This window comes from Allocatelliglobosispora scoriae, from assembly GCF_014204945.1.
Lineage (GTDB): Bacteria > Actinomycetota > Actinomycetes > Mycobacteriales > Micromonosporaceae > Allocatelliglobosispora > Allocatelliglobosispora scoriae.
On sequence record NZ_JACHMN010000002.1, the window covers coordinates 611447 to 636308 of the forward strand.

At 71.2% G+C, this 24862-nt stretch carries 13 protein-coding genes; 4 read left to right on the forward strand and 9 right to left on the reverse strand.

Features of this window, described 5'->3' with window-relative positions; all coding sequences use genetic code 11:
* Positions 1–3 precede the first annotated feature (3 nt).
* The 7 genes from F4553_RS08615 to F4553_RS08645 all read right to left on the reverse strand — a co-directional run bounded on the left by F4553_RS08615 (position 4) and on the right by F4553_RS08645 (position 9851).
* On the reverse strand, positions 4–2982 hold the full coding sequence (locus F4553_RS08615) for an EAL domain-containing protein (RefSeq protein WP_184834262.1): 2979 nt from the start codon (positions 2980–2982) through the stop codon (positions 4–6).
* A gap of 176 nt (positions 2983–3158) precedes the next feature.
* Positions 3159–3842, reverse strand: coding sequence for a GntR family transcriptional regulator (locus F4553_RS08620; protein WP_184834263.1), 684 nt, complete (start codon positions 3840–3842; stop codon positions 3159–3161).
* A gap of 61 nt (positions 3843–3903) precedes the next feature.
* On the reverse strand, positions 3904–5199 hold the full coding sequence (locus F4553_RS08625) for an enolase C-terminal domain-like protein (RefSeq protein ID WP_184834265.1): 1296 nt from the start codon (positions 5197–5199) through the stop codon (positions 3904–3906).
* Positions 5196–6719 (reverse strand): sugar ABC transporter ATP-binding protein, encoded by a 1524-nt coding sequence (locus F4553_RS08630; RefSeq protein WP_184834267.1) that lies wholly within the window; start codon positions 6717–6719, stop codon positions 5196–5198. Before F4553_RS08630 ends, F4553_RS08625 begins: the two co-directional genes overlap by 4 nt.
* Positions 6716–7720 (reverse strand): ABC transporter permease, encoded by a 1005-nt coding sequence (locus F4553_RS08635; RefSeq protein ID WP_184834269.1) that lies wholly within the window; start codon positions 7718–7720, stop codon positions 6716–6718. Before F4553_RS08635 ends, F4553_RS08630 begins: the two co-directional genes overlap by 4 nt.
* Positions 7717–8748, reverse strand: coding sequence for an ABC transporter permease (locus tag F4553_RS08640; RefSeq protein WP_184834271.1), 1032 nt, complete (start codon positions 8746–8748; stop codon positions 7717–7719). Before F4553_RS08640 ends, F4553_RS08635 begins: the two co-directional genes overlap by 4 nt.
* 68 nt (positions 8749–8816) lie before the next feature.
* On the reverse strand, positions 8817–9851 hold the full coding sequence (locus F4553_RS08645; protein ID WP_221469821.1) for a sugar ABC transporter substrate-binding protein: 1035 nt from the start codon (positions 9849–9851) through the stop codon (positions 8817–8819).
* A 251-nt stretch (positions 9852–10102) separates the two neighbouring features.
* On the opposite strand from F4553_RS08645, the gene F4553_RS08650 reads away from it, so the two are divergent.
* Positions 10103–12520: an ATP-binding protein gene (locus F4553_RS08650; protein ID WP_221469822.1), complete on the forward strand. Its 2418-nt coding sequence runs from the start codon at positions 10103–10105 to the stop codon at positions 12518–12520.
* A gap of 105 nt (positions 12521–12625) precedes the next feature.
* On the opposite strand, the gene F4553_RS08655 is transcribed toward F4553_RS08650, so the two are convergent.
* Both F4553_RS08655 and F4553_RS08660 read right to left on the reverse strand, forming a co-directional pair.
* On the reverse strand, positions 12626–13549 hold the full coding sequence (locus tag F4553_RS08655) for a ricin-type beta-trefoil lectin domain protein (RefSeq protein ID WP_184834277.1): 924 nt from the start codon (positions 13547–13549) through the stop codon (positions 12626–12628).
* 8 nt (positions 13550–13557) lie between these two features.
* Entirely contained in the window at positions 13558–18195 is a 4638-nt protein-coding gene (locus F4553_RS08660) for a GDSL-type esterase/lipase family protein (RefSeq protein ID WP_184834279.1), read from the reverse strand.
* Positions 18196–18315: 120 nt separating this feature from the next.
* On the opposite strand from F4553_RS08660, the gene F4553_RS08665 reads away from it, so the two are divergent.
* The 3 genes from F4553_RS08665 to F4553_RS08675 all read left to right on the forward strand — a co-directional run bounded on the left by F4553_RS08665 (position 18316) and on the right by F4553_RS08675 (position 24838).
* Positions 18316–19041 (forward strand): AfsR/SARP family transcriptional regulator, encoded by a 726-nt coding sequence (locus F4553_RS08665; RefSeq protein ID WP_184834281.1) that lies wholly within the window; start codon positions 18316–18318, stop codon positions 19039–19041.
* Positions 19042–19189: 148 nt separating this feature from the next.
* Positions 19190–21802: a hypothetical protein gene (locus F4553_RS08670; protein ID WP_184834283.1), complete on the forward strand. Its 2613-nt coding sequence runs from the start codon at positions 19190–19192 to the stop codon at positions 21800–21802.
* 3 nt (positions 21803–21805) lie between these two features.
* On the forward strand, positions 21806–24838 hold the full coding sequence (locus F4553_RS08675) for a hypothetical protein (RefSeq protein WP_184834285.1): 3033 nt from the start codon (positions 21806–21808) through the stop codon (positions 24836–24838).
* The last annotated feature ends 24 nt before the right edge of the window (positions 24839–24862 follow it).

Here is a 24862-nt window from a genome sequence, read left to right on the forward strand (position 1 = left end):
ACCTCAGCGGACCGCGCCGAGCAGCGCCGCCGCCTCCGGGGCCGGCAGCGGTTTCGCGAACAGGTAGCCCTGGCCGAACTGGCAGTCGAAGCGCAGCAGGTGGCCCCGCTGGGACTCGGACTCGACGCCCTCGGCGATCAGTTCCAGGCCGAGCTTCTGTCCCATCAGGACGATCGAGTGGACCAGCTCGCTGCTCTTGAGGTCGACACCCAGGCGGGAGACGAACGATCGGTCGATCTTCAGCGCGTCGATGGGCAGGCGGTGCAGGGCTTCCAGCGAGGAGTAGCCGGTGCCGAAGTCGTCGATGTAGACCGAGCAGCCCAGCCGGTGCACCTCCTCCAGCATCGTGCGGGCTTGGACGACGTTGCGCATGACGACGCTCTCGGTCAGCTCCAGCGCGAGACTGCCGCCGTCGAGGCCGGATTCCCGCAGGCAGGCGTCGATGTCCTCGATCAGGGCACCGGTCCAGAGCTGCCGGTGCGAGACGTTCACCGTGATCCGCAGGTCGGCGCGGCCGGTGGTGCGGCGCCACTGCGCGAGCTGGCGGCACGACTCGGCGATGATCTGCCGGCCGAGCGCGACGATCAGGCCCGTCTCCTCGGCGATGGGCAGGAAGTCGTTGGGGGCGATCAGGCCCCGGTCCGGGTGCCGCCAGCGGGCGAGCGCCTCGAAGGCATGGACCCGACCCGTCGCCAGGTGCACGATCGGCTGGTAATGCACCTCGATGCCGCCGTGCTCGATCGCGTGGCGCAGCTCGGTCTCGATCTGCAGCCGCTGCACCGCCCTGGTCCGCATCGCCGTGTCGAAGACGGCGTAGGAGCCCTTGAGCTGAGATTTCGCGGAGTACATCGCGATGTCGGCATCGCGGAGCAGTCCCTCGGCGTCGGCGGTGCCGCCGGTGGACAGGGTGATGCCGATGCTCGCGCTGACGACGACCGCCTGGTCCTCCAGGTGGAACGGCGGGACCAGCGCGATCTGGAGCCGGTCGGCGACGTCGACGGCGGTCTGCAGGCTCTCGACGCCGTCGAGCAGGATGATGAACTCGTCACCGCCGAAGCGGGCGGCGGTGTCGGAGTCGCGGAGGTTGTCGGCGATCCGCCCGGCGACCTGCACCAGCAGCCGGTCCCCGACCGCGTGCCCCAGGCTGTCGTTGACGACCTTGAAACCGTCGAGGTCGAGGAAGAGCACGGCGAACTGGTCGCTGGCCCGCCGCCTGGCCCGGGCGATCGCGCGGCGCAGCCGGTCGAGGAAGAGGGTCCGGTTGGGCAGCCCGGTGAGGTTGTCGTAGAGGGCTGCCGTCCGCAGCTGGTCCTTGCGGCGGCGCAGATCCCGCAGCACCTTCTCGTAATCGAGGGTCGCCGACAGCAGCGCCGCCCAGTGGTTGACCGGCTCGCGGCCGGTGGCGACCTGCGGTTCGGCGGTCTCGACGATCGCGAGCAGGCCCCAGTCGCTGTTGTCGACCTTCACCGGCACGACGAACACCACGCCGTCTGGCCGCTGCCCGGCGATCTCCAGCAGGTGCGCGGGCGGGAAGCTGCCGACACCGAGAGCCGTCGGCAGGACCGTGTCGGGGCTGCGCTCCCGCACGAAACCGCCGACGATGTCCAGCACCGCATCCCCGCCCGCCGACCGCGCGTCGGTCGACCACAGGCCGAGGCTGCCCGCGCGGGCCGGGGTGCGTTCGAGCCAGTCCAGGCGACGGGGGTCCTCCCGGTGGCTGCGCAGCAGGTGGGTGCTCACGTCGTAGTGCCGGCGCAGGGTGTCGAGCAGGAAGTCGCTGTCGTCGAACTGGGCCCGGCCGTGGATCTGCATCAGCGTCAGCATCACCGACTCGACGACCGCCCCGCTGCGGCGGAGACCGTCGGCGTCGGCGTCGGCCGCCCGCCCGTGGTCCCAGATGGTGCTCGCCATGTCCATCAGGATCTCCGGGCGGCCGGTGGCGCGGGCCAGCCGGTCGACGGCCGCGCAGAGCTCGGCCTGCCCGTCGCCGATCCCCGTCGTCGCCGCGGCGGCGATCACCTCCACGTCACGGACGACCCGCTCCGACGCGACCTCTCCGGCGACGGGCGAGACGTCGGCACGCAGCCGCCGGATCAGCTCCGCCAGGTCGGCCGGGCGGGCGGCGGAACCGGGTGCGCAGCCGCAGGACTCGCGCAGGACCATCGCCGTGGGCACGTAGTGGTGGCCGGTCTCGGTGGTCTCGCTGCGGATCCGCTTCATCAGCTCGGCGACGGCGACCCGGCCCAGCATCTCCACCGGCTGCCGGACGGTGGTCAGCCTCGGCCTGGCGTACGCCGCGACTCGTTGATCGTCGAAGCCGGCGACCGCGAGGTCCTCGGGGACCCGGACCCCCGCGGCGCTCAGGACGCCCATGAGCCCTATCGCGTTGGAGTCGGTGGCGACGAAGGCGGCCGTGGCGGTGATCCCGACGGTGAGCATCCGGTACGCCGCCGCGACGCCACCGGTCTGCAGGTTGTCGTCGGCGGCGAAGACCAGCCCGGGGTCGGGCTCGATGCCGTGCGCGCGCAGCGTCTCGCTGTAGGCGTCGAAGCGCTCGACGATGTCGTTGGCGCCGAGGAATCCCACGAACGCGATCCGCCGGTGGCCGTGCCCGATCAGGTGCGCCACGACCTTGCGGACGCCGGTGACGTTGTCGGGCAGCACCACCGGGCAGTCGAGGTCGTCGAAGTCGTGGCTGATGACCACGACGGGCTTGCCGGCCTGCTGGATCGACTTGAGGTAGGCGGGGGTCGCGGCGCGCAGGATGACGATGAACCCGGCTGCGTGGTCCCAGGCGAGCGGGTGCCGCAGCTCCGGCGGCTCCAGGACCTCCTCCTGGTCGCTGCCGGCGTCGCAGGTCTGTATCGCGATGACGTTGGCGCCGGCCTGCGGAGCCGACTGGGCGATGCCGGCGATGACACCCCCGTAGTACCACCCGCCCAGGAAGGGGGAGAGTACTCCGAGCGTGACTTCCCTGGACACGTCGCCTCCTCGCACAGGCGTTGGCCGGCGGCGGTGCCACCCGCGGTGAGGTGCGAGAGCGGGCGAACGCCCGGCCCAAAGCGACATGTTATGCCATCGGGCGCACTATTACACCGAGATTGCGGAATCGAGCGCCTGCCAATCGGTGATCGGCGCCAGGCGCGGATCGGCAGGCGCTAGGCCTCGCCGAAGACCTCCAGGTGCCGCTGCCGGGCCTGGATCAGGTGCTCGCGCATCGCGGCCTCGGCCCCGTCGGAGTCGCCCGCGCTGATCGCCGACGCGATCCGCGAATGCTCGTCGCCCGTCGTGCCCGCCTGCCCGAACGGGAAATAGAGCCGGTGGATGTGCAGGTGGGAGTGGAGCCGCGCGATCCCGTCGCGCAGCAGCGGGTTGTCCGCCGCCCCGGCGATCAGGTCGTGGAACTGGGCGTCGACCTTGGTGAATACGGCGTGCGCCTGCCACCCGTCGGCCTCGGTCGACTCGGGCACGACCATCGATCCGGCCTCGCGCAGGATCTGCTGCCGGGTGTCGTCGTCGGCCCGTTCCGCCGCCCACCGCGCCGCCGCGCCCTCCAGGACCAGGCGCATGTCGAACATGTCCATGAACTCGGCGCGGGTCAGCAGCGGGCTGACCGTGTAGCCGACGAGCGCGCGCTTGCGCACGAGCCCGTCGGACTCCAGCCTCGCCAGCGCTTCCCGGACGGGGGTGGCGGAGACGTCGAGCTGCCGGGCGAGCGCGTCTATATTGATGCGGTCGCCCGGTGCGATCGAGTGCTCGAGAATGAGCGCGGTGATCGTCTCGTAGACGTCGTCGCCCAGGATCGAACGGCGCAGCCGCGGGATCGGCGCGGGAGAGGTCATGAGCGTACTTCCCTTCCGCCAAGATTCAACCGACACAGCTATATCCAATACGATAGCGAAGTCACTGCCAGGCCTCGCCGTCCGGAAAGGCGTATCGCGCCAGCGACTGGGCACGCATCTGCGCCGAGAATCCGGCGGTCCGCGGCACCAGATAGGACCCCTGGTAGATCACGACCGGATCGATGAAGTGCTCGTGCAGGTGGTCGACGTATTCGATGGCCCGGTCGGCGAGGTCGCCGGAGACCGCGATGTAGTCGAATATCGACAGGTGCTGGACCAGCTCGCAGAGCCCGACACCGCCCGCGTGCGGGCAGACCGGTACGCCGAACTTCGCCGCCAGCAGCAGGATCGCGATGTTCTCGTTGACCCCGCCGACCCGGCACGCGTCGAGCTGCACGAAGTCCACCGCCTCGGCCCGCAGGAGCTGCTTGAAGATGACCCTGTTGGCCACGTGCTCGCCGGTGGCGACCGGTACCCGTTTCCCGCCGGGACCGGCGGTGGCGAGCGCGCGCCGGATGTCGGCATGGCCGAGGATGTCGTCGGGGCTCGTCGGTTCCTCTATCCACCATGGATCGAACGGCGCGAGCGCCTTCATCCAGGTGATCGCCGCGTCCACGTCCCAGCGCTGGTTGGCGTCGACCGCGATCCGGATCGACGGTCCCACAGCGGCCCGGGCCAGCGCGAATCGACGGATGTCGTCATCGAGGTCGGCGCCGACCTTCAGCTTGATCTGGCCGTAGCCGTCGGCCACCGCCTGCTTGGCGAGCCGGGTGAGCTTCTCGTCGTCGTAGCCGAGCCAACCCGGCGACGTGGTGTATGCGGGGAACCCGTCGCGCAGCATCTCCGCCATCCGCGCCGACCGGCCCGGCACCGCGGCGGTGAGGATGTCGAGGGCCTCGTCGGGGGTGAGAGCGTCGGAGAGGTACCGCCAGTCGACGGCGTCGACGATCCGCTCGGGGCTCATCTCGGACAGGAACCGCCAGACCGGCTTGCGCACGGCCTTCGCGGCGAGGTCCCAGGCGGCGTTGATGACGGCTGCGGCGGCAAGGTGGATGACGCCCTTCTCCGGCCCGAGCCAGCGGATCTGCGAGTCGTGCGTCAACCGGCGGGCGAATTCGCCGAGGTCGTCGACGTCCTGCCCGATCACGAGCGGAGCGAGCGCGTCGATCGCGGCCCGGCAGACCTCGTTGCCGCGGCCGATGGTGAAGGTGAAGCCGTGCCCCTCGAACTCGGAGTCGGTCCGCAGCACGACGTATGCCGCCGAGTAGTCCGGGTCGGGGTTCATCGCGTCGGAGCCGTCGAGCTCGCGCGAGGTCGGGAAGCGGATGTCGAAGGTGTCGACGGCGAGGATCTTCATGCGGGCTCCTTCAGTGACGCCGCGACCGGGGCATGGATGAGGCGGATGATGCGCTGGCTCATCGCGGCGTAGTCGCGGTCGTTGGGCAGCTCGCCGAGGATCGTCCGATCGCCCATGACGGCGACCCGGTCGGCGAGCGTGATCACCTCCGGCAGGTCCGACGAGATGAGCAGGATCGCCCGGCCCTCGCTCGCCAGTCGGGCGATGAGCTCGTGGAACGCCGCCTTGGTCCGCACGTCGATGCCGACGGTCGGCTCGTCGACGATGAGGATGTCGCACTCGGCGGCGAGCCACTTGGCGAGGCTGACCTTCTGCTGGTTGCCACCCGACAGCTGCCCGGCGAGCTGCTGCGGCGAGGCGGCCCGGATGCCGAGCAGCTCGGTGTAGTCCGCGACGACCTTACGCTCGGCCTGGTCGGGGATGAGCCCGGCCTTGGCCAGGCGCCGCCACACGGTCACGGCGACGTTGCGGGTGATGGGCTGCTCCAGGAAGAGCCCTTCCTCCTTGCGGTTCTCCGAGACGTAGCCGATGCGGTGGCTGCGCAGCGCCTCGCCGACGTCGCGGATGCGTACGGGCTTCCCGTGCACGGCGACCTGCCCTGCGATGATCTCGTCGAGGCCCAACACGGCTCGGGCGAGCTCGGTGCGACCCGCCCCGACCAGCCCGTAGAGGCCCAGGATCTCCCCCGGCGCGACGGCGAGCGACACGTCGCGGTGGCCGTGGCGCGTGCTGACGCCGCTCAGGCTCAGCGCCGGCGTCTCGCGGCCGCCGGCGACGCGATCCGCGAGCGCCACCGACCGATATTCGCGCCCCACCATGAGGTCCACGATCTGATCCCGGGTGTACGCCGAGAGCGCCTCCGCCTCGGCCACGCTGTGTCCGTCGCGAAGGACCGTGACGGTGTCCGCGACCGCGAACACCTCCTCCAGCTTGTGGCTGACGAGTACCACGGCGTGCCCGGTGGCGGTGAGCTTGCGGACGATGGCGTAGAGCCGGTCCGCCTCGTCCCCGGTCAGCGACGCGGTCGGTTCGTCGAGCAGCAGCACCCGGCTGTCGACCGAGAGCGCCTTGGCGATCTCGACGAGCTGCGCCTGCGCCACGGAGAGCCCGGCGACCTTGGCGTCGGGGTCGAGCTGGAGGTCGAGCAGGTCGAGGCAGCGCTGCGCCTCGGCGCGCATCCGGCGCCGGTCGACGAGGCCGAAGCGCCGGGGCAGGTGCTGCAGCGCGATGTTCTCCGCGATGCTGAACTCGGGGACCAGGTTGCGCTCCTGGTGCACCACCCCGATTCCGGCCCGTAGCGCCTCGATGGGGCTGCCGAGCTGCACGGGCGCGCCGTCGAGCAGGATCCGCCCCGCCTCTGGTTTGTAGACGCCGGTGAGCAGCTTGACGAGGGTGCTCTTGCCGGCGCCGTTCTCGCCGAGCAGAGCGTGGACGCTGCCCGCCCGGACGGCGAGGGTGGCCCCGTCGAGTGCCCGGACGCCGGGGAAGGTCTTGGTGAGTTTCTCGGCGAGCAGCATCATGAGGTCCTCCCCGGGGCAGTGCGGCGGGTGATCTTGCCGCGCAGCGCTCCCGCAAGCACCACGCCGAGCACGACCGCGCCGACGATGAGGTCGACCCAGCGCCGGTTGATGCCGAACTGGGCCTGGGTGACGTCGACGAGCCGGATGATGAAGGCGGCGAGGCAGGTGCCCAGGACGCTCACCACTCCCCCGGCGAGCGCGACGCCGCCGATGATGGGCGCGGCGAAGCTGGGCAGCAGCAGGTCGTCGCCGATGGTGGCGTTGACGGAGCCGGACTGGGCGAGGGTGAGGACGGCGGCGACCCCGGCGAGCAGCCCCGACAGGGCGTGCGCGATGAGGATCGACCGGGGGTTGGAGACACCGGACAGGCGGGCCGCGAACGGGCTGCCGCCGCTGGCGAGCAGGTGCCGCCCGGCCACGGTGCGGGCGAAGAAGAGCCAGACCAGCACGGCGACGACGGCGGCGGCGAGGAAGACGAGCGGCAGGCCCAGCAGCGATTTCTGCCCGAACCACTGCAGGCCCGGCGAGTAGTCCTGGTAGGTGCCGGGCCCGTGCACGCCGTACCGGAGGCCCTCGATGATCGTCATGGTCGCGAGCGTGACGATGAAGGCGTTGATCCGGGTGAAGACGACGAGCAGCCCGTTGCCGAGCCCGACGAGGGCGCCGAGCGCGATCGCGGCGAGGACCGCGACCGGCGTGGGCAGCCCGACTTCGATCATCAGCCAGGCGCCGATCATCGCGCAGTAGCCGGTCAGCACGCCGACCGAGAGGTTCATCTGCCCGATAGCGAGCACCACCATCTGCGCCAGCCCGATGACCATCGGTACGGCGAGGAAGCGGAAGAACGCTCCGAGCGTGTCGGCGGTGAGCATGTTGCCCTGGGTGGCGATGGAGAGCGCGACGAACCCGATGACGGCGAGCGCGACGAGGGTGAACTCGGCGGTCCGCACGGTGCGACGGCTGCGTGTGGCGACGGAGGGGGTGGCGGTGGTGGCGGTCATGCTAGGACACCCCGCTTCTCGGCGACGGTGTGGCGCAGCCGGTCGAGCGAGAGCGCGACGAGCAGCACGAGTCCGATGTAGAGCTTGAGCTCGTCGACCTGGAACTGCAGCAGGTTGAGCCCCTTGTAGATGACCTGGGCGATCGCCGTGCCGAGCACGGTGCCCAGGACGCTGACGGCGCCGCCGGCGAGCAGCGTGCCGCCGAGCACCGGTGCGAGGAACGACGGCAGCAGGAAGCCGTCGCCGATGCTGGCGGAGAAGGCGCCGTTGTTGGCGGAGAGCAGGAACCCGGCCAGCCCGGCGAGCAGCCCGGACAGGGCGTGGGCCTGCACGATGCGGGACCGCACGGGGATGCCGGAGAGCTCCGCGGCCTTGAGGTTGGCGCCGGTCATCAGCACCTCCCGGCCCAGCCGCGACCAGCGGAAGATGAGGCCGACGACGAGGACGGCGATGAGCGCGAAGGGTACGACGAGCGGCACGTGCGGACCGCAGACGTCGCCCATGCAGTAGTCGGCGAGGGTGTCGGTGCGCAGCGCCCGCATCCCGTCGGGCTGCCCGGCGAAGGCGACCGCGTCGGTGAAGGTGGCGTAGAGCAGCGAGACCAGGCCGATCAGGGCGAAGTCCAGCGCGAGGGTGACGACGAAGGAGTTGACGCCGGTGCTGGCGATGATGAGGCCCGCGAGCGCCCCGAGCAGGGCGCCGACCGCCAGCCCCACCCCGAGGGTGACGAGCAGCGGCGCGTCGAGCCGGTCGTGCACGAGCCCGGCGGCGAAGACGCTCATCGCGGCCATCCGGCCGACCGCCATGTTCATGTGCCCCAGCGACAGCACGGAGAGCTGGGCGAGGCCGACGACGACGTAGACGCTCATGTCGGCCTGCATCGGGACCAGCGTGAGCTGGGTGTTGAGAAATGCCGGCCGCAGGCTGGTGAAGAGGGTCACCAGCACGATCAGCAGGACGACCAGCCCGATGCGGGGGTTGGCCCACAGCGGTAGTCGCCGCTGGCCGGTGTCGGTCTCTTCCTTCACTGCGCTCCGATCCGAGGGGTGGTGCGGAGCCGGGGCGGGCGGGCACCCGCCCCGGCCGTTTGCGGGTGCTACTTGCAGGAGAGGTACTTGCTGTCGAAGTCGGCCTTGAGGGAGTCCGTCTTCGCCTGGCGGTCGTTGTCGTAGGTGTCGGCGTTCGCCTTGGTCACGACGAACGAACCCGAGTCGATGATGACGCCGGGGGTCGTCATCGTGCAGCCCCCGGAGAGCTTCATCAGCGCGTACGCGCCGACGTAGCCCTGGCCGAGCGGGTTCTGCAGGACGGTGGCGGCGACCGAGCCGTCCTTGACACCGGCGATGATCGTCGGGTCGTCGTCGATCGCGATGACCTTGATCGGCAGCTTCGTCAGCTTGACGCCCTCAGCTGCGGCGACCGCCGGGTTGTATGCGGTGGTGACGATGCCGTTGACCTGGGCACCCTTCGCGGCGAGCAGGTCGGCGACCGCCTTCTGCGCGCTCTGGAGGTCCTTGTCGATGTCGGTGATCGTGTCGAGCAGGACGACCTTGCCGCCGGTCTCGTCGACCGCCTTCTTCACGCCGGCGATGCGGCGCTGGGTGTTGGCGTCGACCTTGTTGCCGGTGAGGTGGACCAGGTTGCCCTGGCCGCCCATGGCATCGACGGCCGCCTTCGCCGCCTTGTAGGCCGCCTGCTCCACGTCGGTGGAGAGGCAGAAGTCCGCGCTGTTGGTGTCGCCCGCCGGGCAGGAGGCGAGCGAACCGACATGGAAGCCCTGGCGCTTGAGGTTGTCGAACGTGGCGTTGATGTTCTCCGGGGCCACGCCGAAGATGCCAAAGGCGTTGTAACCCTGGGCGGCGAGCGACGTGAGCACGTCGTTCTGCTTGGTCTGGTCCCAGCCGGCGGTCTCGTTGAAGGTGACGTCGCCCAGGCCGAAGGCGCCCTTGGCCTTGTCGCCGGCGCTCTTCCACGGCTGGAAGTAGGGGTGGGCTCCGCCGGGGACGAGAGCCACCTTGACCTTGTCGGCCGACAGGGTCTTGGCCGACGTGTCGTCGGCCTCCTTCTTGGTGCAGGCGGCGGCCATGGTGACCAGGGCGACCAGAACTACGGTGGAACCCAGCCGAACCATCGATCTCATAGTGATGCCTCTCGGGACGGCTCCCTGAGGGAGGGAAGATCCTATAGGATATTTCATCGATGATTGCGTACCGAGAGATCTCCGTCAAGCCCCAAATTTCCAGGATGTAACGGCCAGGTAACGGCTGTCTCCCTTCACTGTGGAGACATCGAGGCGACAACCGTTCGCGACATCCAAGCGGTTGATGTCTGGTGTGGAGAATCGAGAGCGGGCCTTCGGACGCCGAATCGGCGGCGGACCTGGTGGCACTGCTCAATGAGATCCGGACCGGGGCGGGGCTGAGCTTTCGGGACGTCGCACGGCGAGCCCGGCAGGCCGGCTACCCGCTTCCGGCGACCACCGTCTGGGACATGCTCTCCAAGCCGTCGCTGCCGAGAGTGGAGGTCATGCGGGCGTTCCTCGCCGCCTGCGGAGCCACGCAGGCGCAGGCCGAGGAGTGGCTGGCGGCCCGGGCACGGCTGTCCAGGGCACCGCAGCCGGTCTCGGCGACACCGGTCCAGCCCCGGCAGCTGCCCTGGAACGTCGACGGGTTCGTGGGCCGCGCCGGCGAATGCGCCCAGCTGGACAGCCTGAGCGAGCAGCGCCGCCTGGTGGTGGTCACGGGCCCGCCGGGGGTCGGGAAGACGGCGCTGGCGCTGCACTGGGCGCACCGGGCCCAGGAACGGTATCCCGACGGCCAGCTCTACCTCGACCTGAACGGTTACGGTGAGCGGCGGCGTACCCGGCCGACGCAGGCCCTGCGGCGGCTGCTCGTCGGCCTCGGAGTCCCGGTGGGTCAGGTCCCGCCGGACGTCGAGCACGCCTCGTCGGCTCTGCGCTCGCTGCTCGCCGGCCGACGTGTCCTCCTTCTGCTGGACAACGCGGCCGCCGCCGATCAGGTCCGGCCGCTGCTTCCAGGCACGTCCGACTGCCTCGTCCTCGTCACCGCCCGGACCGCGCTGACCGGCCTGGTCGCGGCCGAGGGCGCCGCCGTGCTTCCCGTGCCGCCGCTCGCCGACGGCGATGCCCGCGAACTGCTGGACTCCATTCTCGGCGGGCTCGAGCCGGCCCAGGCGACCCGGCTGGCCGAGGCCTGCGGGCGCCTGCCGCTGGCGCTGCGCATCGCCGCCGCGACGCTGGCCCGCTCCTCGGGGGCGTCGCTGATCGAGCGCCTCGACCGGTTGACCGGGCACGATCGGCTCCGCCAACTGCGCACGCACGGTGACGACCGCTCCGCCGTGGCGGTCGCCTTCGACTCGTCCTACCAATCGCTGCCCGAGTCGGCGCGCGCCGTGTTCCGGCTCCTCGGTTGTCTGCCAAGCAGTTCGGCAGGGGTGGACGAAGTGGCTGCCGCGCTCGCCGTCGACCGGGTCGCGGCGGCCGACGCCCTCGACATCTTGATCGAGGAGAACCTGGCCGCCGACCGCGACGGGCGGTTCGGGCTGCATGATCTGCTCCGCGTCTACGCCCGCGACCTCGGCCGCGACGCCGACGCGCTGCGCCGGGCGTACACCTGGCATCTGGAGCGGGTGAGCGCCGTGGCCGACCTACTCGACCCGCAGGGTGCGAGCCCGTCGGACGGCGAGCGGGAGATCTTCTCGTCGCTGGAGACGGCCCTGGCCTGGCTCGACAGCCAGGCGCTCAACCTCGAGGCGATGGTGCTGGAGGCCGAGGAGCTCGACCTCGCCCCTTTCGCATGGCAGCTCGCCGACGCACTGCGGATCTACCAGCTGTCCGCTCGGACTGCCCTGGCCTGGCCCGAGATCGGCGCCGCCGCGCTGAAGGCAGCCCGGGGCCACGGCGACGTGCGCGCGGAGGCTGCCGCACGGCTGGTGCTGGGCAACGACTCCGATCTGCAGGGGCGTACCCGCGAAGGACTTGAACACTTCCTGGAGGCGCTGCGCCTCGCCGAAGCGGCGTCCTGGCGCGAGGGGCAACGCGCGGCGCTGGACCGGGCCGGCGTCATGTACTCGCGCCTCGGGGAGCTCGATCTGGCCGGGGAGTATCTGAGCCGAGCCGTGGACCTGGCCCGGGAGATGGGCCTGCCGGGCACCGAGGCGGTCCGGCGCAACAACCTCGCCACGGTGCGGATCGGGCAGGGCCGACTCGACGACGCGTTCCAGCTCCTGGAGGAGGCGTTGCGCCTGCATCGGCTCGTCGATTCGCGCCGCGGACAGGCGGCCGTGCTGATCAACCTGGCGATCGTGCGCAGTCAGCGAGGCGAGGCAGAAGCCGCGCTCGCCGACAGCGCGCTGGCCTGGCGGATCTTCGACGAGATCGGCAACCCACTCGGCGCGCTGGCGGCCATGAAGACCGCCGCCGACATCCACAATGGAGCCGGGAATCATCAGACCGGCCTGCCGCTCGCGCTGATCGCGCTGGCGTCGGCCCGCCGAGCCGGGAGCCTGCAGTGGGAGGCGAGCTGCGTCATCGGGCTGGCCCAGGCGCGACTGCGTCTGGGCCGATACCGCCTGGCCCGGCTGCTGTTCCACCGGGGGCTGCGGCTGGCCCGCCGAATCAACCTCCGCCGGGCCGAGATCGAGGCGCTCACCGGGCTGGCCGATGCCGCGACACGATTGGGTCTCGCCGTCGACGCTCGGACCTACGCGAGCCACGCCTCGCGGCTGGCGCGGCACGGCGGCTTCGAACCGCCCGGCCCGAAGCCCAGGGGCCGGGCATAGCCGGTCCCTGGGCTTCAGCGGCGCACGGTGCTATCGGTAGAACCGCGCCGTGCGCCATCCGGTACGGGTGCTGGAATTGTGGAGGCAACCGAAACGCGTGACCGGTCAGAACGAGAGCCCGGGCCCGCACCAGCCGTCGCGGTTGTTGAGTTCGTTGACGAGGCAGCCCTTGAAGACCGTGCCGGACGGCGTCCGGTCCAGCATCGGCGTCCAGACCATGTTCCCTGGCGACACCTGCTGGTTGCGGTAGTAGATCGACCCGCCGGAGGGGTACGCCCGGATCTCGGCCCACCTCGGCAGCTGCCACACCGAGCTCAGCGTCATCTTGGTCCAGACCGACAGGCACCGGTAGCCCGACGTGTGCACCGTGATGCGCGTACCGTCCGAGCCGGTGGTGTCGGAGACCGTCGTCGCGTCCAGGTCACAGCCCATCTGGTCGGGCCACAGGCCGGTGCAGCTCCAGCCGTGGCAGCCGGACTCGGTGAAGAACTGCGCCGCGGTGTGGTTGCAGTTCCAGATCTGACCCTGCTGCGGGGCTGCGAAGTTGGAGTTCGGCACGTCTACGCACCACTTCCGGTCGCTGTGGGTGGCCAGCTCGAAGCCGCCGTCACGCCAGATGGGGAACCACCGCTGCGAGGCGGATCCGTCGCAGTTGCGGACCTTCAACTGGTTGCCGTAGCCGGGATCGCCGTCGAAGTCCAGGCACAGGCTCTGGTCGTATCCGGCGTGGTAGTAGAACCCGCCTTCGGACGCCGCCTGCATGGCCCAGATCTGGTTGGTGTGCGCCAGCGCCGGGCCGAGCTGGACTCCCCAGCCATCGCCCCTGTACTGGTCGACCTCGAAGACCAGGCGGCGGGAGTTGAGGTTGATGTTCTCGGTGCCGGCGAAGATCGAAGCCCTTCGCCAGGACGTGGGGATGCCGGTGTCCCAGCCGGGATCGGCGTGGGCGGCCGGTGCGACCACCGCCAGTCCGGTGAGGGCGAGCACGATGGCGCCGAGCAGGGCTGCGGCACGCTTGAGCAGAGACATTCTTCTCCTTAGGCCGGGCAGATGTAGGTCGACAGCGGTGCCGACCCGTCTGCGACGATGTACGGGATGGTCAGGTACTTGCTGCCGGGATGAACCGGGGGCTGGCCGGGGATCGCCTGCGGGGTACCCCAGCTCGTGAAGTTGCACCGGCTGCCGGAGACCAGCTGGCTGATCAGCCTTCCTTCGGCGAGGTTCTCCGGACCCGGGATCATCCGCAGCGAGGTCGAGCTCTCGGAGAACTGTTCGATGCCTTTGGTTTCGTAGAAGTCCCAGGCGCCTCCGAGCCGGCTGGCATAGAACGGGTACTCGTCGCACTGGAACTCGGCCTCGGGGTAGTCCTTGCGCGGAACGGGGCAGACGTTGGGCCGGTAGGCGTTGTTGTTCATCCAGCTCTTCGTGATGCCGTGCAGGGCCTTTTTCTGCGCCCCGGAGGTGTAGTTCAGTTCGACCCAAGCGGGATTGCGTTGCAGCGCGAAGTCGTCGTTTTCGGCCGCGCCCCTGGCGTCGTTCGTCGTCGGCACCAGGATCGCGTCGGTCATGCAGGGATCGCCGACGACGCCGCCCCGGAACGTGTAGTCCAGGCAGAGCTGAGCGATGACCGCAGCCTGTGGAGCTGTGAGCGTGGTCCACTGCGGCATATCTGTCCGGGATTGCGCATAAGCCTCGATGTGGGCCTGGATCTGGGACGCCGTGCTGTGCCCGCGCAGCTGCGTGTTCACCAGGTCGGCCAGCTCGACGTGGCCCGGGACAGTGGGGTGGAAGCTCGCCTTGCAGGGAACCTCGATGCCGCCGTTGAAGCAGCCCGGGATGACGGGGTAGGTCCAGGGCGCGGGAACGGGCAGCGTCGCTGGGCCGCAGGGCCACCGGTTGACACCGTCACGCCAGCGCTGGGTGGTGTTGACATAGCTGATCTTCGCGATGCCCTCGGCCTTCACCTCCCGCACCGCCTTCCCGATCGCGATGGTGAGCAGGTCGGCGAAGGTGTTGAGGAAGTTCAGCTTGTCGGGTGTGAGGAGCGCGCACGTGTTGATGGTGGCGAAGTCCTCGAACAGCTGCGGATAGGCCAGGACGACGATCGTCGCGTTCGGCGCCTTGGCATGGATCGCGTGGTAGGCCGCCTTCAGATGGGTACCGAGCTGCTCGCGGATGAGGGCCTTCTCGTAGACCTTCATCGGGTCCGGATCGACGACACCGTTGCCGCGGGTCAGGTGGTAGGCGTCGTCGAAGCAGAGCTGCAGCGACAGGGCGCAGCCGCGGATCACCTCGGTGAATCGGGCGTCGTTGCCGCCGACGCTCAACGTGACCAGGGTCGTGTCTACATCCAGGTAGCCCTGCTCGACCTGCGGCAGCTCGCCGTTGTAGAGGAACCTGCGCTCGTCGGTGCCGGCGGGCATCCCCCAGTCGGTGTGACCCGCCGCGTCGCCGGGCGAGGGCGGACTGTTGTAGGCGGTCCGCGTGATGTTGGTGGTCTTCGCCCCCGAGCAGGCGATGAAGGCGAAGTTGGCATTGCCCGCTGCGGCCTCCTGCTCGATGGTGGTGCTGTGGCCGGGCACCTTGACCTGCGACGGGTAGGCGTCGCGCTGCGCGCGATGGCAGGTGTTCGATTCGGGGTCGCCCTCGGGGATGTCGGTTCCCGCCCGGTAGGGCGCCAGGCCCTCGCCCGACGAGTACGAGTCGCCCATCGCCACGTAGCTCGCCGACGGCTGGACCGAGGGGACCAGCGCGACCGCGTCCCAGGCCACGGTGTGGTCGCCGTAGCCGTCGACGGTGTAGGTGCTCAGGCTGACCGCCGGGATGCCGTCGAAGCGGAAGGTGCCCAGGTCCCACCAGGTGTTGCTGGTGCTGCGCTGCGGGATGACGCGGAAGCGGGTCTGGCCGTTGCCGAGGTCGATGTCGTAGCGGGCCAGTCGCTCGGTGGCGCCGACGTCGGGCAGTGCCACCTTCACCCGCAGATAGCCGTGGACCGCCTGCGTCGCCCGCCAGGTGCCGGTGACCCGCATGCGCGGCTCGCCGAAGGGCGGGCTGTAGCCGGCCCCCCGTCCGAACGACGAGTAGAAGTGGCCCTCGAAGCCCGCCCCGAACTGATGGGTGTCGGCTTTGGAGGGGTAGTTGCCGGCGGCGTCGGCCCCGAAGGTGAACGTGAACGATCCGCCGTCGGTGAACGGCCGCCCGCAGTTGGGGCGTTCGATCGGGGCGTTGGCGGGGATGTCGTCGATGACGACGGTGCCCGGCGGCAGACCGTTGACATCGCACCTGGGCGGGTAGGAGGTCCCGTCGTCCTGGTAGGCGTAGCCGGGGTCGAAGCGCAGCAGTTCGTAGCCGCACGTCTGGACGCAGTCGGCCTTCCACGTCGTCCCCCGGTGGTACCAGCACTTCAGGTCGTACTGGCCGGACGGGTTCTGGTGCGCGCAGGGGCCCGCCGGCTCGCCCACGACCCCCGGGTCGTCGGGCAGGTAGTGCCCGCCAGGCACGCAGTTGTTGGTGGTGTCGCAGAACTGGTTCACCGGCGGCTTGACCTGTCGGCGGTTGATCGGACCACCGTCCGGGCCGCCGTTCCACACCGCCGGGCGGAACGCCGCCACCGTCACGCCCGGCGCCTCGGGCAGCTCGATCGGGTGCCCGGCGAAGCCGAGCACCTTCTCCGGGTAGGGCCAGTCCTGCGGGTGCGCCGCGTCGGCCATCGTGGTGTCCAGGAACGAGCTGCGGTTCGCGGGGTAGTTCGGGTTCGCGGGGTTGTTCAGCCAGCCCACCCCCCACGCGGAGCCGTCGCCCTGGTCGGCGTGGAATCCCGAGTTGTACGCCCAGATGGCGAAGAACCAGTTCTCCAGGTACTTCGGATCGCCGTTGTTCACGGTGAGCCCGGCACCCCGGGTCTGGTTCCACTTCTGCTGCAGCAGCTGCAGCCCGGCGGCCACGTTCGTGGCGAAGTCCAGCGCCACGGCCCGCTGCTTGTCGTAGGGCAGCGCCGTCTCGCCCGGCCGCTCCCGGCCGGCCAGCCGCATTCCATCGGTGAACTGCATGATGCCGTAGCCGCAGTCGGCGCCGGACCAGTGGATGTCCCAGTCGTTGCCGGGGTCGGCGTCGTAGATCTCGCGCCCGTAGAAGTTGCCCACCAGCGGATTGCCCGTCATCCCGGGCAGAGCGCGGCCGGTGGCCTGCCACAGGTTGGACTCCTGGGCGGCGATGCCCAGCATGACCTGGGCCGGGACGTAGCCTCCGCCGCTCAGCCCGACCGGCGGGAACAGGCCCTGCGGCGTGTACGCCGGCATGCCCAGGTTCTTCCAGTTGGCCGGGCGCGCGACCGTCAGCACGTTGCGCACGGCCTGGTCCACCGCCCACTCCACCTGGCGCGGCTTGGGCTGCATCACCTGGTTCCACGCGTCGTTGCGGGGCACGGAGCAGGTGCGCTCGGCCTCGACCGGGTTCGACGGCGATCCGACCAGCGTCGGGGCGGCGCCGGATCGCGTACCGGACCGGCTGCTGCCCGCGCCGGGTGCCGCCGGTCGAGTGCCTGGGCGGACCTCGAACCTCGCCGACCGGCCGGTGGCCGAGGAGCGCAGCTGGATGCCGGTGGTGCGAACGTGCTGGGGATCGGCGTCGGGGACGCGCGGGTCGCCGCGCTCGGTCCACGTGAGGACCTGGCCGAGGGTCGACGCCAGCGCGCCCTTGGGAGCGCCCGAGAGCACGACCGCCCCGGCTCCCGCGGCGCGGGTCCCCTCGCCGGTGACGATCGGTCGACCAGCAGCGTCCCTGGTCAGGTCGATCTCGGTCAGGGCGCCGGTGGCCACCGTGGACAGGACGGCGGATCGGGCGTCGGCCAGGCGACGGACGAGGGCCGTGTCGCCGTCGCGGTCGAGGAACGCGAGGCTGCCGTCGGCCGCAGCCGTGATCTTGAATGGGACGGCGTTCGTCCGCGCGACGACACTGCGGCGTCCGGTGGCGTCGACGCGCACCAGACGTGCCGAGTCGGCGGCGACGATCGCCCCGGCCACCGGAACAGCGGAGGTCACCTGGCCGTCGAGGTCGATCGGCGGCGCCGGCTTGGCCGTCGCCGTGTTCACCCTGATCAGACGCGTACGCAGCGCGTGGTCGCCGGCGGTCTGCGTGAACACGGCGGCCTCACCCTCACCGCAACCGGGACTGTAGTAGGCCAGCGTGGCGGTGAACGGCAGTTTGGCGACCTCGCCGCTGATCAGGTCCACGATCGCGGTGAAGGCGCCCCGGGCCTGGAGGACACTGTCGTTGGTGAAGAGCCGCGGTGCGTAGGCCACGGCGAGCCGGCGTCCGGAGGCCGTGACACAGGCGTTGCCGATCCACATGTCGTCGCCGAATCCGGGCTCCGCCAGCGTCGCAGCTGTCCGCCAGGCGTACCCCTCGGCTGCCGCCGCGACGAGGACATGCAGCCCGGCGGCGTCGCCGTCGACCCGCCAGGCCCGGTCGGCCGAGCTAGCCCAGCCGGTGCCGAGGATCTCCGCCCGGTCGGAGGCCCGGATGCGGGTGGTGTCGGCGGCGTCGCGGGCCGGGACGGATGCGGAGGCTGCGGAGGGCATGACGGCGGCAGCGGATGCTTCAGCCACCACGACCTGCGTCACGGCGACCATGAGGACGGTGAGGAGACTGAGGGTGCTACGCGAGAACAGGCGCATGGCAGCAGTCTCGGTACGACCTTCACGGCGAACCTATGCATCCGCCATGCACACCGACCCGAACGATCCCGAACACCGCGGACTGTTCAACGGCAGCGATCCCACGGCCATGATCGGTCCATGACCTTCCACATCCTGGGGCCGGTCGAGGTACGCCGTGACGGTGCACCGCTGCCGCTGGGCGGGCGCAAGCAACGCACCATCCTCGCCGTACTGCTGCTGAACCGGGCCCGCACGGTGTCCACGGAGACGCTGATGAGCCTGTTGTGGGGCGATGATCCCCCTCGATCGGTGCAGGCCCAGCTCCACAACCTGGTCTCCCGCATACGCCGCGCGGCCGGGCCGTCCGGCCGTATCCACCGCCGCTACGACGGCTACCAGCTGGACGCCGACGACGCCGATCTGGATCTGGCCCGCTTCGACGCATACACGGCCCTGGGACGCGCCGCCCTCGCCGACCGGCAGCCACGACGGGCCGCGGACGCATTCCAGCTCGCTTTGGGACAGTGGGGAGGCCCAGCCCTGCACGGAGTAACGGAGCAGCTCGCCGACCGGGAGCGCCACCGGCTGGAAGAGCGGCGCCTGGCCGTCCTGGCCGACCGGTTCGAGGCCGAGTTGGAGCTCGGCGCCGTCGAGCGGCTGATCCCGGAGCTGACCGGAACCGTGCGGGCGTGGCCCTTCCACGACCGGTTCCGGGGACAGCTGATGCGTGCGCTGCACGGATCCGGTCGCCGAGCAGAGGCCCTGGCCTGCTACGCCGACGGCGACGCCCGTTACCGTCAGGAGCTGGGAATCTCCCTCGGCCACGACCTCGCCCAGTTGCACGGGCGGATCCTGCGGGCCTGAGCCGTCTCAGTCGTACCTCGCGTATCCGCACGACCAACATCACCAGGCCCGGCACACCCGGCGCCCTGTCGGTGATCGGACCAGGATCGATCTTGCCGACCGACCCCTCGTGCCAGATCCTTGATCGGTCGACAGGAGGGCAACGCCCGTGGAGAAACCGCCGCAGCACCCGGAGACCCGGTCCACGTTCTCGTGCGTCTACGCACCCCGTGCCACCGCCGACCCGGCCGACCAGTCGCCGCCGAAGGGCGTCGCCGTGCTGGAACAGCAGGTGCTGGTGAAACAGTTCATGCTGGCCACCGTCTTCGCCGACCCGGCCACTGCGGCAGCCGTCATCGACCACGTCCGGCAGTCCCCGCACGACGCACCCGAACTCGCTCGCGCCGTGACAGCCATGCACGCGGGCGACGTGCGGACGGTCTCATCCGCGCTCGCCTCGGTGCCGATCGAGCGGGTCGCCGCCTTCGCCGACGCCGCTCTCACCGCCGAACGCGACCTCATCGCCGCAGGAACGGTCGCCGTCGCGGGCCTGCTGCCCGGCACCGTGCCGACAGCGGTGACCGTGGACCATCCGTCCCTCGCCGACGCGGCGGCGGCGGCGGCGGCGAAGATCGCGCACCTTCCCGGCTTGGCCCAGCCGACCGCCGCGGCGCCGGTGATCAAGCCGTCGTCAGCGGTACCCGTGGCGACGCCGATCGCGGTGGAGCTGGCCAAGCAGATCAATCCGGCCGTGCGCTACCTGCAGGCCACCGGCGTGGTGGAGACGGTCGACGGCACCGCGACCACGCTGCCCGTCGCGCTCGCACCGGGCTGGTCGCAGTACCTCGACGCGCGCCAGCGCCGAGTCGTCGAGCGGCGTCAGGCCCTCGACGCGCTGCGCGGCGCGGCCCGCCAGGACCGGATCGGATTCCTCTACCTGGAGCGGCTCGACTTCGCGCCCATGCGGTATCTGCGCGGCGATCTGGTCCACTCGGTCACGTTGCTGCCCGGCGAGACCGTACGCCTCCAGCACCGGGAGTGGTCGCGAACGGAGAAGGAGTTCGCGTCGCTCGTCGCGACCACCACCGAGACCGAGCGGGAGGAGGCGCTGGCGGAGAAGTCGGAGCTGGCCCACTCCTCCACCACCCAGCAGACGCATCAGATCGCGCTGTCGGCGGCGGTCTCCGCCGGCTCGAACTTCGGCGTCTTCAACGTGCAGGCCAACGCGGGGTTCACCTTCAGCGACCAGAAGACGCGCACCGAGACCGAGTCCGAGAAGCACCAGCGGGAGCTGACCAAGCGAGCCGCCTCGCGGGCGAAACAGGAACACAAGGTCACCTTCCGCAGCGTCTCCCAGTGGGAGACGGAAGAGATCAGCAGCCGTGAGCTGACCAATACCGCCACCGAGGCGATCCGGTGGGACTTCCACCGCATGGTCCGCGAGTGGCGGGTCGGGCTCTACCGCTACGGCGCCCGAATGGCCTACGACCTGACCATCCCGGAGCCCGGCTCCTACCTGCTACGGGTCTATCGGGAGCTGGCGGACCTGCGCGTCCGGATGGAGGCGCCCGCCCCGGTCCTGACCCCCTCGGCGGGGCTCACCACGGCAGGTGCGGCCCGGCAGGCGGCGGCGCTGGGAGTCACCGTCGACGCCGCACCCGAACCGCAGCAGGTCGCGTCCTCGCGGACCGTCACCTACGCCGGACGCAAGGTGGGCGGCTCGGCCACGGTGGATCTGCCGATCCCGGAGGGCTATCGCCTGGTACGCGAGTCGGTCAGCGTGGAGGGCGCGGAGGCGACCCGCCGTGACGCCCCCGAACAGCCACGGCGGATCACCAGCCGGATCGATCCCAAGCGCGGCGAGAACACCAACCTCATCGGCGACGGCGCGTTCACCGGGACCTATCCATGGATCTTCGGGTACGAGTGGTTCAACGACACCGAGGACGGCGCCACGCTCACCCTGCACGTGCGGGCCACCGTGACCCCGCTGGCGCCGACGACGGAGGTGTGGCGATCGCGTACCCACGCGATCCTCGCCGAAGCGCAGGCGACCCGGCACCAGCAGCAGGTCGACGCCGCGCGGCAGCGGCACGACGCGCTGCTCGACCAGCTCGCAGCCGTGGACACCCTGCAGCTGCGGCAGCTGGAACGCGAGGAGGTCATCAAGGGCGCCCTGCGGTGGATGCTCGGCCCGACCTTCAATTTCTATCCCCCGTCGCTGCCGCACTCACAGCAGGGAGCAGCCGGCGACCTCGACGACCCCCGCGTCGACGAGGTGATCCGCGGGATCTACTCCGGCGACCGGGGCACGGTGTCCGACGACGCCACCTGGCAGGCGACCCTGGGCCACGGGCAGCTCATCACCTTTCTCCACACCGCGATCGAGTGGGAGAACGTCAACTTCGTCCTCTACCCCTACTTCTGGACCGACCACGAGCGCTGGGACTTCAAGCAGCGTCTCACCCACGCCGACAGCGACCACCTGCAGTTCCTCCGCTCCGGTGCGGCCCGGATCGTGCTGACGATCCGTCCCGGCTTCGAGGAGTCGTGGCTGCACTTCGTCGACACCGGGCAGCTGCCCGGGTCGGACCTGCGCGGATCGGCCTACCAGGCGATCGCCGACCAGGTCCGGGCCGCCGCCGACACGTACGCCGCCTACCGGCCCAGCGCCAACGAACCGACCGGCGAGCTGATCGCCCAGTGGACGGAGTGGACGCCGACCGGCGCCCTCGACGTGGCGCGGGGCGAGCCGCTGGCGGTGGCGGGCGCCGATGAGTGACCGATGACGGTCCCCACCGGACGCCAGGACGACCCGATCGTCCTGACCGGCACGGCGGGCCGGCTCACCTGGGCCGATGATCCTTCGCCGCAGCCACCCGGTGGCCTGGACCCGGCACAGCGGGCCTTCGTGGCGGATCTGTTGCGACTCGGCCGGGACCGGGCGGCTGTCTACGCCCAGCCGCCGCCCACCCGGCCCCCGGCCCTCACTCCCGGCACACCGCGCCCGGCGCAGTCCCAGGGCACCGCGGCACCGGACGGTTACCAGGCGTCGATGCGGACGCTGCGGCGTGACCGAACGGCACTGATCACCCGGTGGCGGGCGCTGACCGGCGCCGCCGGACCAGCCGCCACCACGGGCGGACCAGCCACCGGTGGATCGGCCGCCGCGACCGGCGGGTCGGCTTCCACCGCCGATGGACCGGTCGGCACCGGCAATTCCATCAGCGGCTCGGCGGTATCCGGCACGCGAGCGGCGATGCTGCCGCCCACCCCCGCCGAGCTGATCCAGTACGCCCTCTACCAGGGCACCGGGTTGCCCGGCGAGGTGCCGCTGCGCAGCCGCCTCGACGATTGCGAACGGCTCTACGCCCAGGCATGGTCGGCCTACGAACGGTCGTGCCTGCTCGCAGCCGTCTGGCACTGGGGCCGGGAGCGGCTCAACTGCACCCGGCGGCGCGGTGTGCCCGCCCACCCGGTCGGGCCGATGGACGACCGGCTGCTGGCCCGCCACGCCGACGGCGCCGGCGGCATCTGGCTGCCGCTGCTGCGGGCCGCCGGAGCCGCCTTCCGCGACGCACACCGGCCCGGCGCGGCCCCTCCGCCGCGGGTGTCCGCGAGCCAGGCCGCCTCGGTCGTCGCGTGGACCTGCGCGCAGCACCCGCCACTGGTCCCGACCGCCGCGCAGCGGCGGCTGCGAGCGGTGCTGCGCGGCATGCACGGCGCGGTCAACGAATCGCTGCGGGTGCTGGAGGACGCACGCGCGTTGCGGATCTTCACCGAGGCCGAACGCCGGGCCACCGACCCGGCCCGCACCGACCGGGCCGTGAACTGCTGGCCGGACCTGCTCCCGGCGCCCCGGATGCACGGGCACGACCGTCGCTGGCAGGCCGCCCTCGACGACGCCCTGACCCGCACCCTGCGCTGGACCGTCCCCGGCGATCACGGCGACCTCGCCGGACAGCGCTCTGCGGCATGCCGCCGGTGGCGAGGCAGGCGCAACGTCTTCCTCACCGCGCGCCTGACCGAGCTCGGCCTGCTGTCGCTGCTGCCGCCCGAGGAGCAGCGGCTGCTCGGCACCGACGACCCCGCCGACCTCACCGGCACCCGGTCCGACGGCATCCGCCGCCCCTGCGGCCCGCGCGGCGCCGGGCGCACCGACGCGGCTGTCCAGGCGGGACTGGACCGGCTCTACTGCCTCTTCCAGGAGCTGCGCTACCACGGCTACCTGGTGCCGAATCAGCGATCCCGCGGCCGCGACGCGGTACGGACGGCGGAGAACGTGTGGAGCGGGCTCGTCGGCACCCTGTCGGCGATCGGGGCCGGGTTCCAGACCGCCGGGTTCGGCGAGCCGGCGGACGCCCGGGTCGGCGTGAGCACCTACAACGGGCACTCACCGTCGGCCTGGGACGTCATCATGCGGGTGGACCGGCCGCTGCGTCCGGCTCAACCGACCCTGCTCTACCTGGGCGAGGACATCCTCGGCGACGACCCGGGCACGCCGACCGGCTGGTACGCCGCCGACGGCTGGCGGACCCGGGACATCGCCCGCAGCTCGCCGCCGGTGGACCTGTTCACGAAGCTCGTCGAGGGCTACTTCGACGGCGACCACGGGTTCGCCAACCGGTGGCGGCGCCGCTGCGCTGACCTCCTCGCCGATCCGGCCACCGCATCGGCGGTCCGGGCCGCCCTGGCGCCCGTCGCCGACCGGACGCCGCTGCAGCAGTACCGGCACGTCTACGAGCAGTCGACGCTGGCCGCGGGTGTGCGTACCCGGCTGATGCGGTCGAGCGGCGCGGACCCGGACTCGCCCCGGCATCCGCGCGTGGACCGGTTCCTCGCGGCGCTCTTCTTCCGGGAAGTCGTCACGGGCGCGGCGGGCGAGGAGGCGGCGATGGACCGGATGCGCGCGGCGATCGGCGCGGCGATGTTCACCGCCCTGCGCGACGACTGGGCGACGCGGCGACCGGCCGGGTGGAGCGCTGCGGCCTGGACCGAGCTGCTGCGGCAGCTCTGCACCTCCCGCGACCCGGTCCGCAGCAGCGCGGGCGAGACCGCGTACGCCACCGGGATGTCCGGCCCCTACCAGCAGGCGCTCGTCGCCGGGGTACAGCAGCGGCTGGGGTCCAGCGGCGAGATCCCGCCGGAGCTGGCGGCCTTCGCCGGCGGAGCACCCGGCGCTCCGGTCGCCGCCGCGCGGGCCGCGATCACCGCGGCAGCCGCCACCTTCACCGCCCGGGTCGCCGCGCTGCTCACCCGGGGCGACCAGCCGCCCTCCTCGCCTGACGGCGGCTTCCACCATGCGGTGATCGGCGCCCTGGTGACCCTCGCCGCACCTGGCTTCACGCCGGTCGCACCCCCCGATGACGATCAGGAGACCGACCCGGAGACGTTCGGCGGGTTCAGTGTGGACGGTCCCCGCGCGGGCGGCGCGCAGACCTCGGTCGTCTACGCCTACCGGCTGCTCCAGGCCGACAACCCGCAGGCGGCGGCCGGGACCGAGCTGTGGGTGCAGCTCGACTACCGGCACCTGCGCTCGGTCGACGCGTCCGCGCCCAGCGGCGACACCACGTATCCCGACCAGGGGTTCAGCTCGGTGGCGCCCCGGGTGGTCGGGCGCAGCGGTGTCTCCGGCAACCCGTCGTCGCCGCATACCCACGTCGAGCTGCTGCTGTGGCTGCGCGAGACCGACGCCACCTTCACCAGGCCCATCGGGGTGCTGTCCATGTTCGACTTCCTGCAGCCGTTGCCGCATCAGCGGTTCGGCCTCGCCGGGGACCGGCTGCGGCCGCCACCGCTGAGGGCCGCGCCTCACTGACGATGTGTCGGCGCGCCCTGCGAG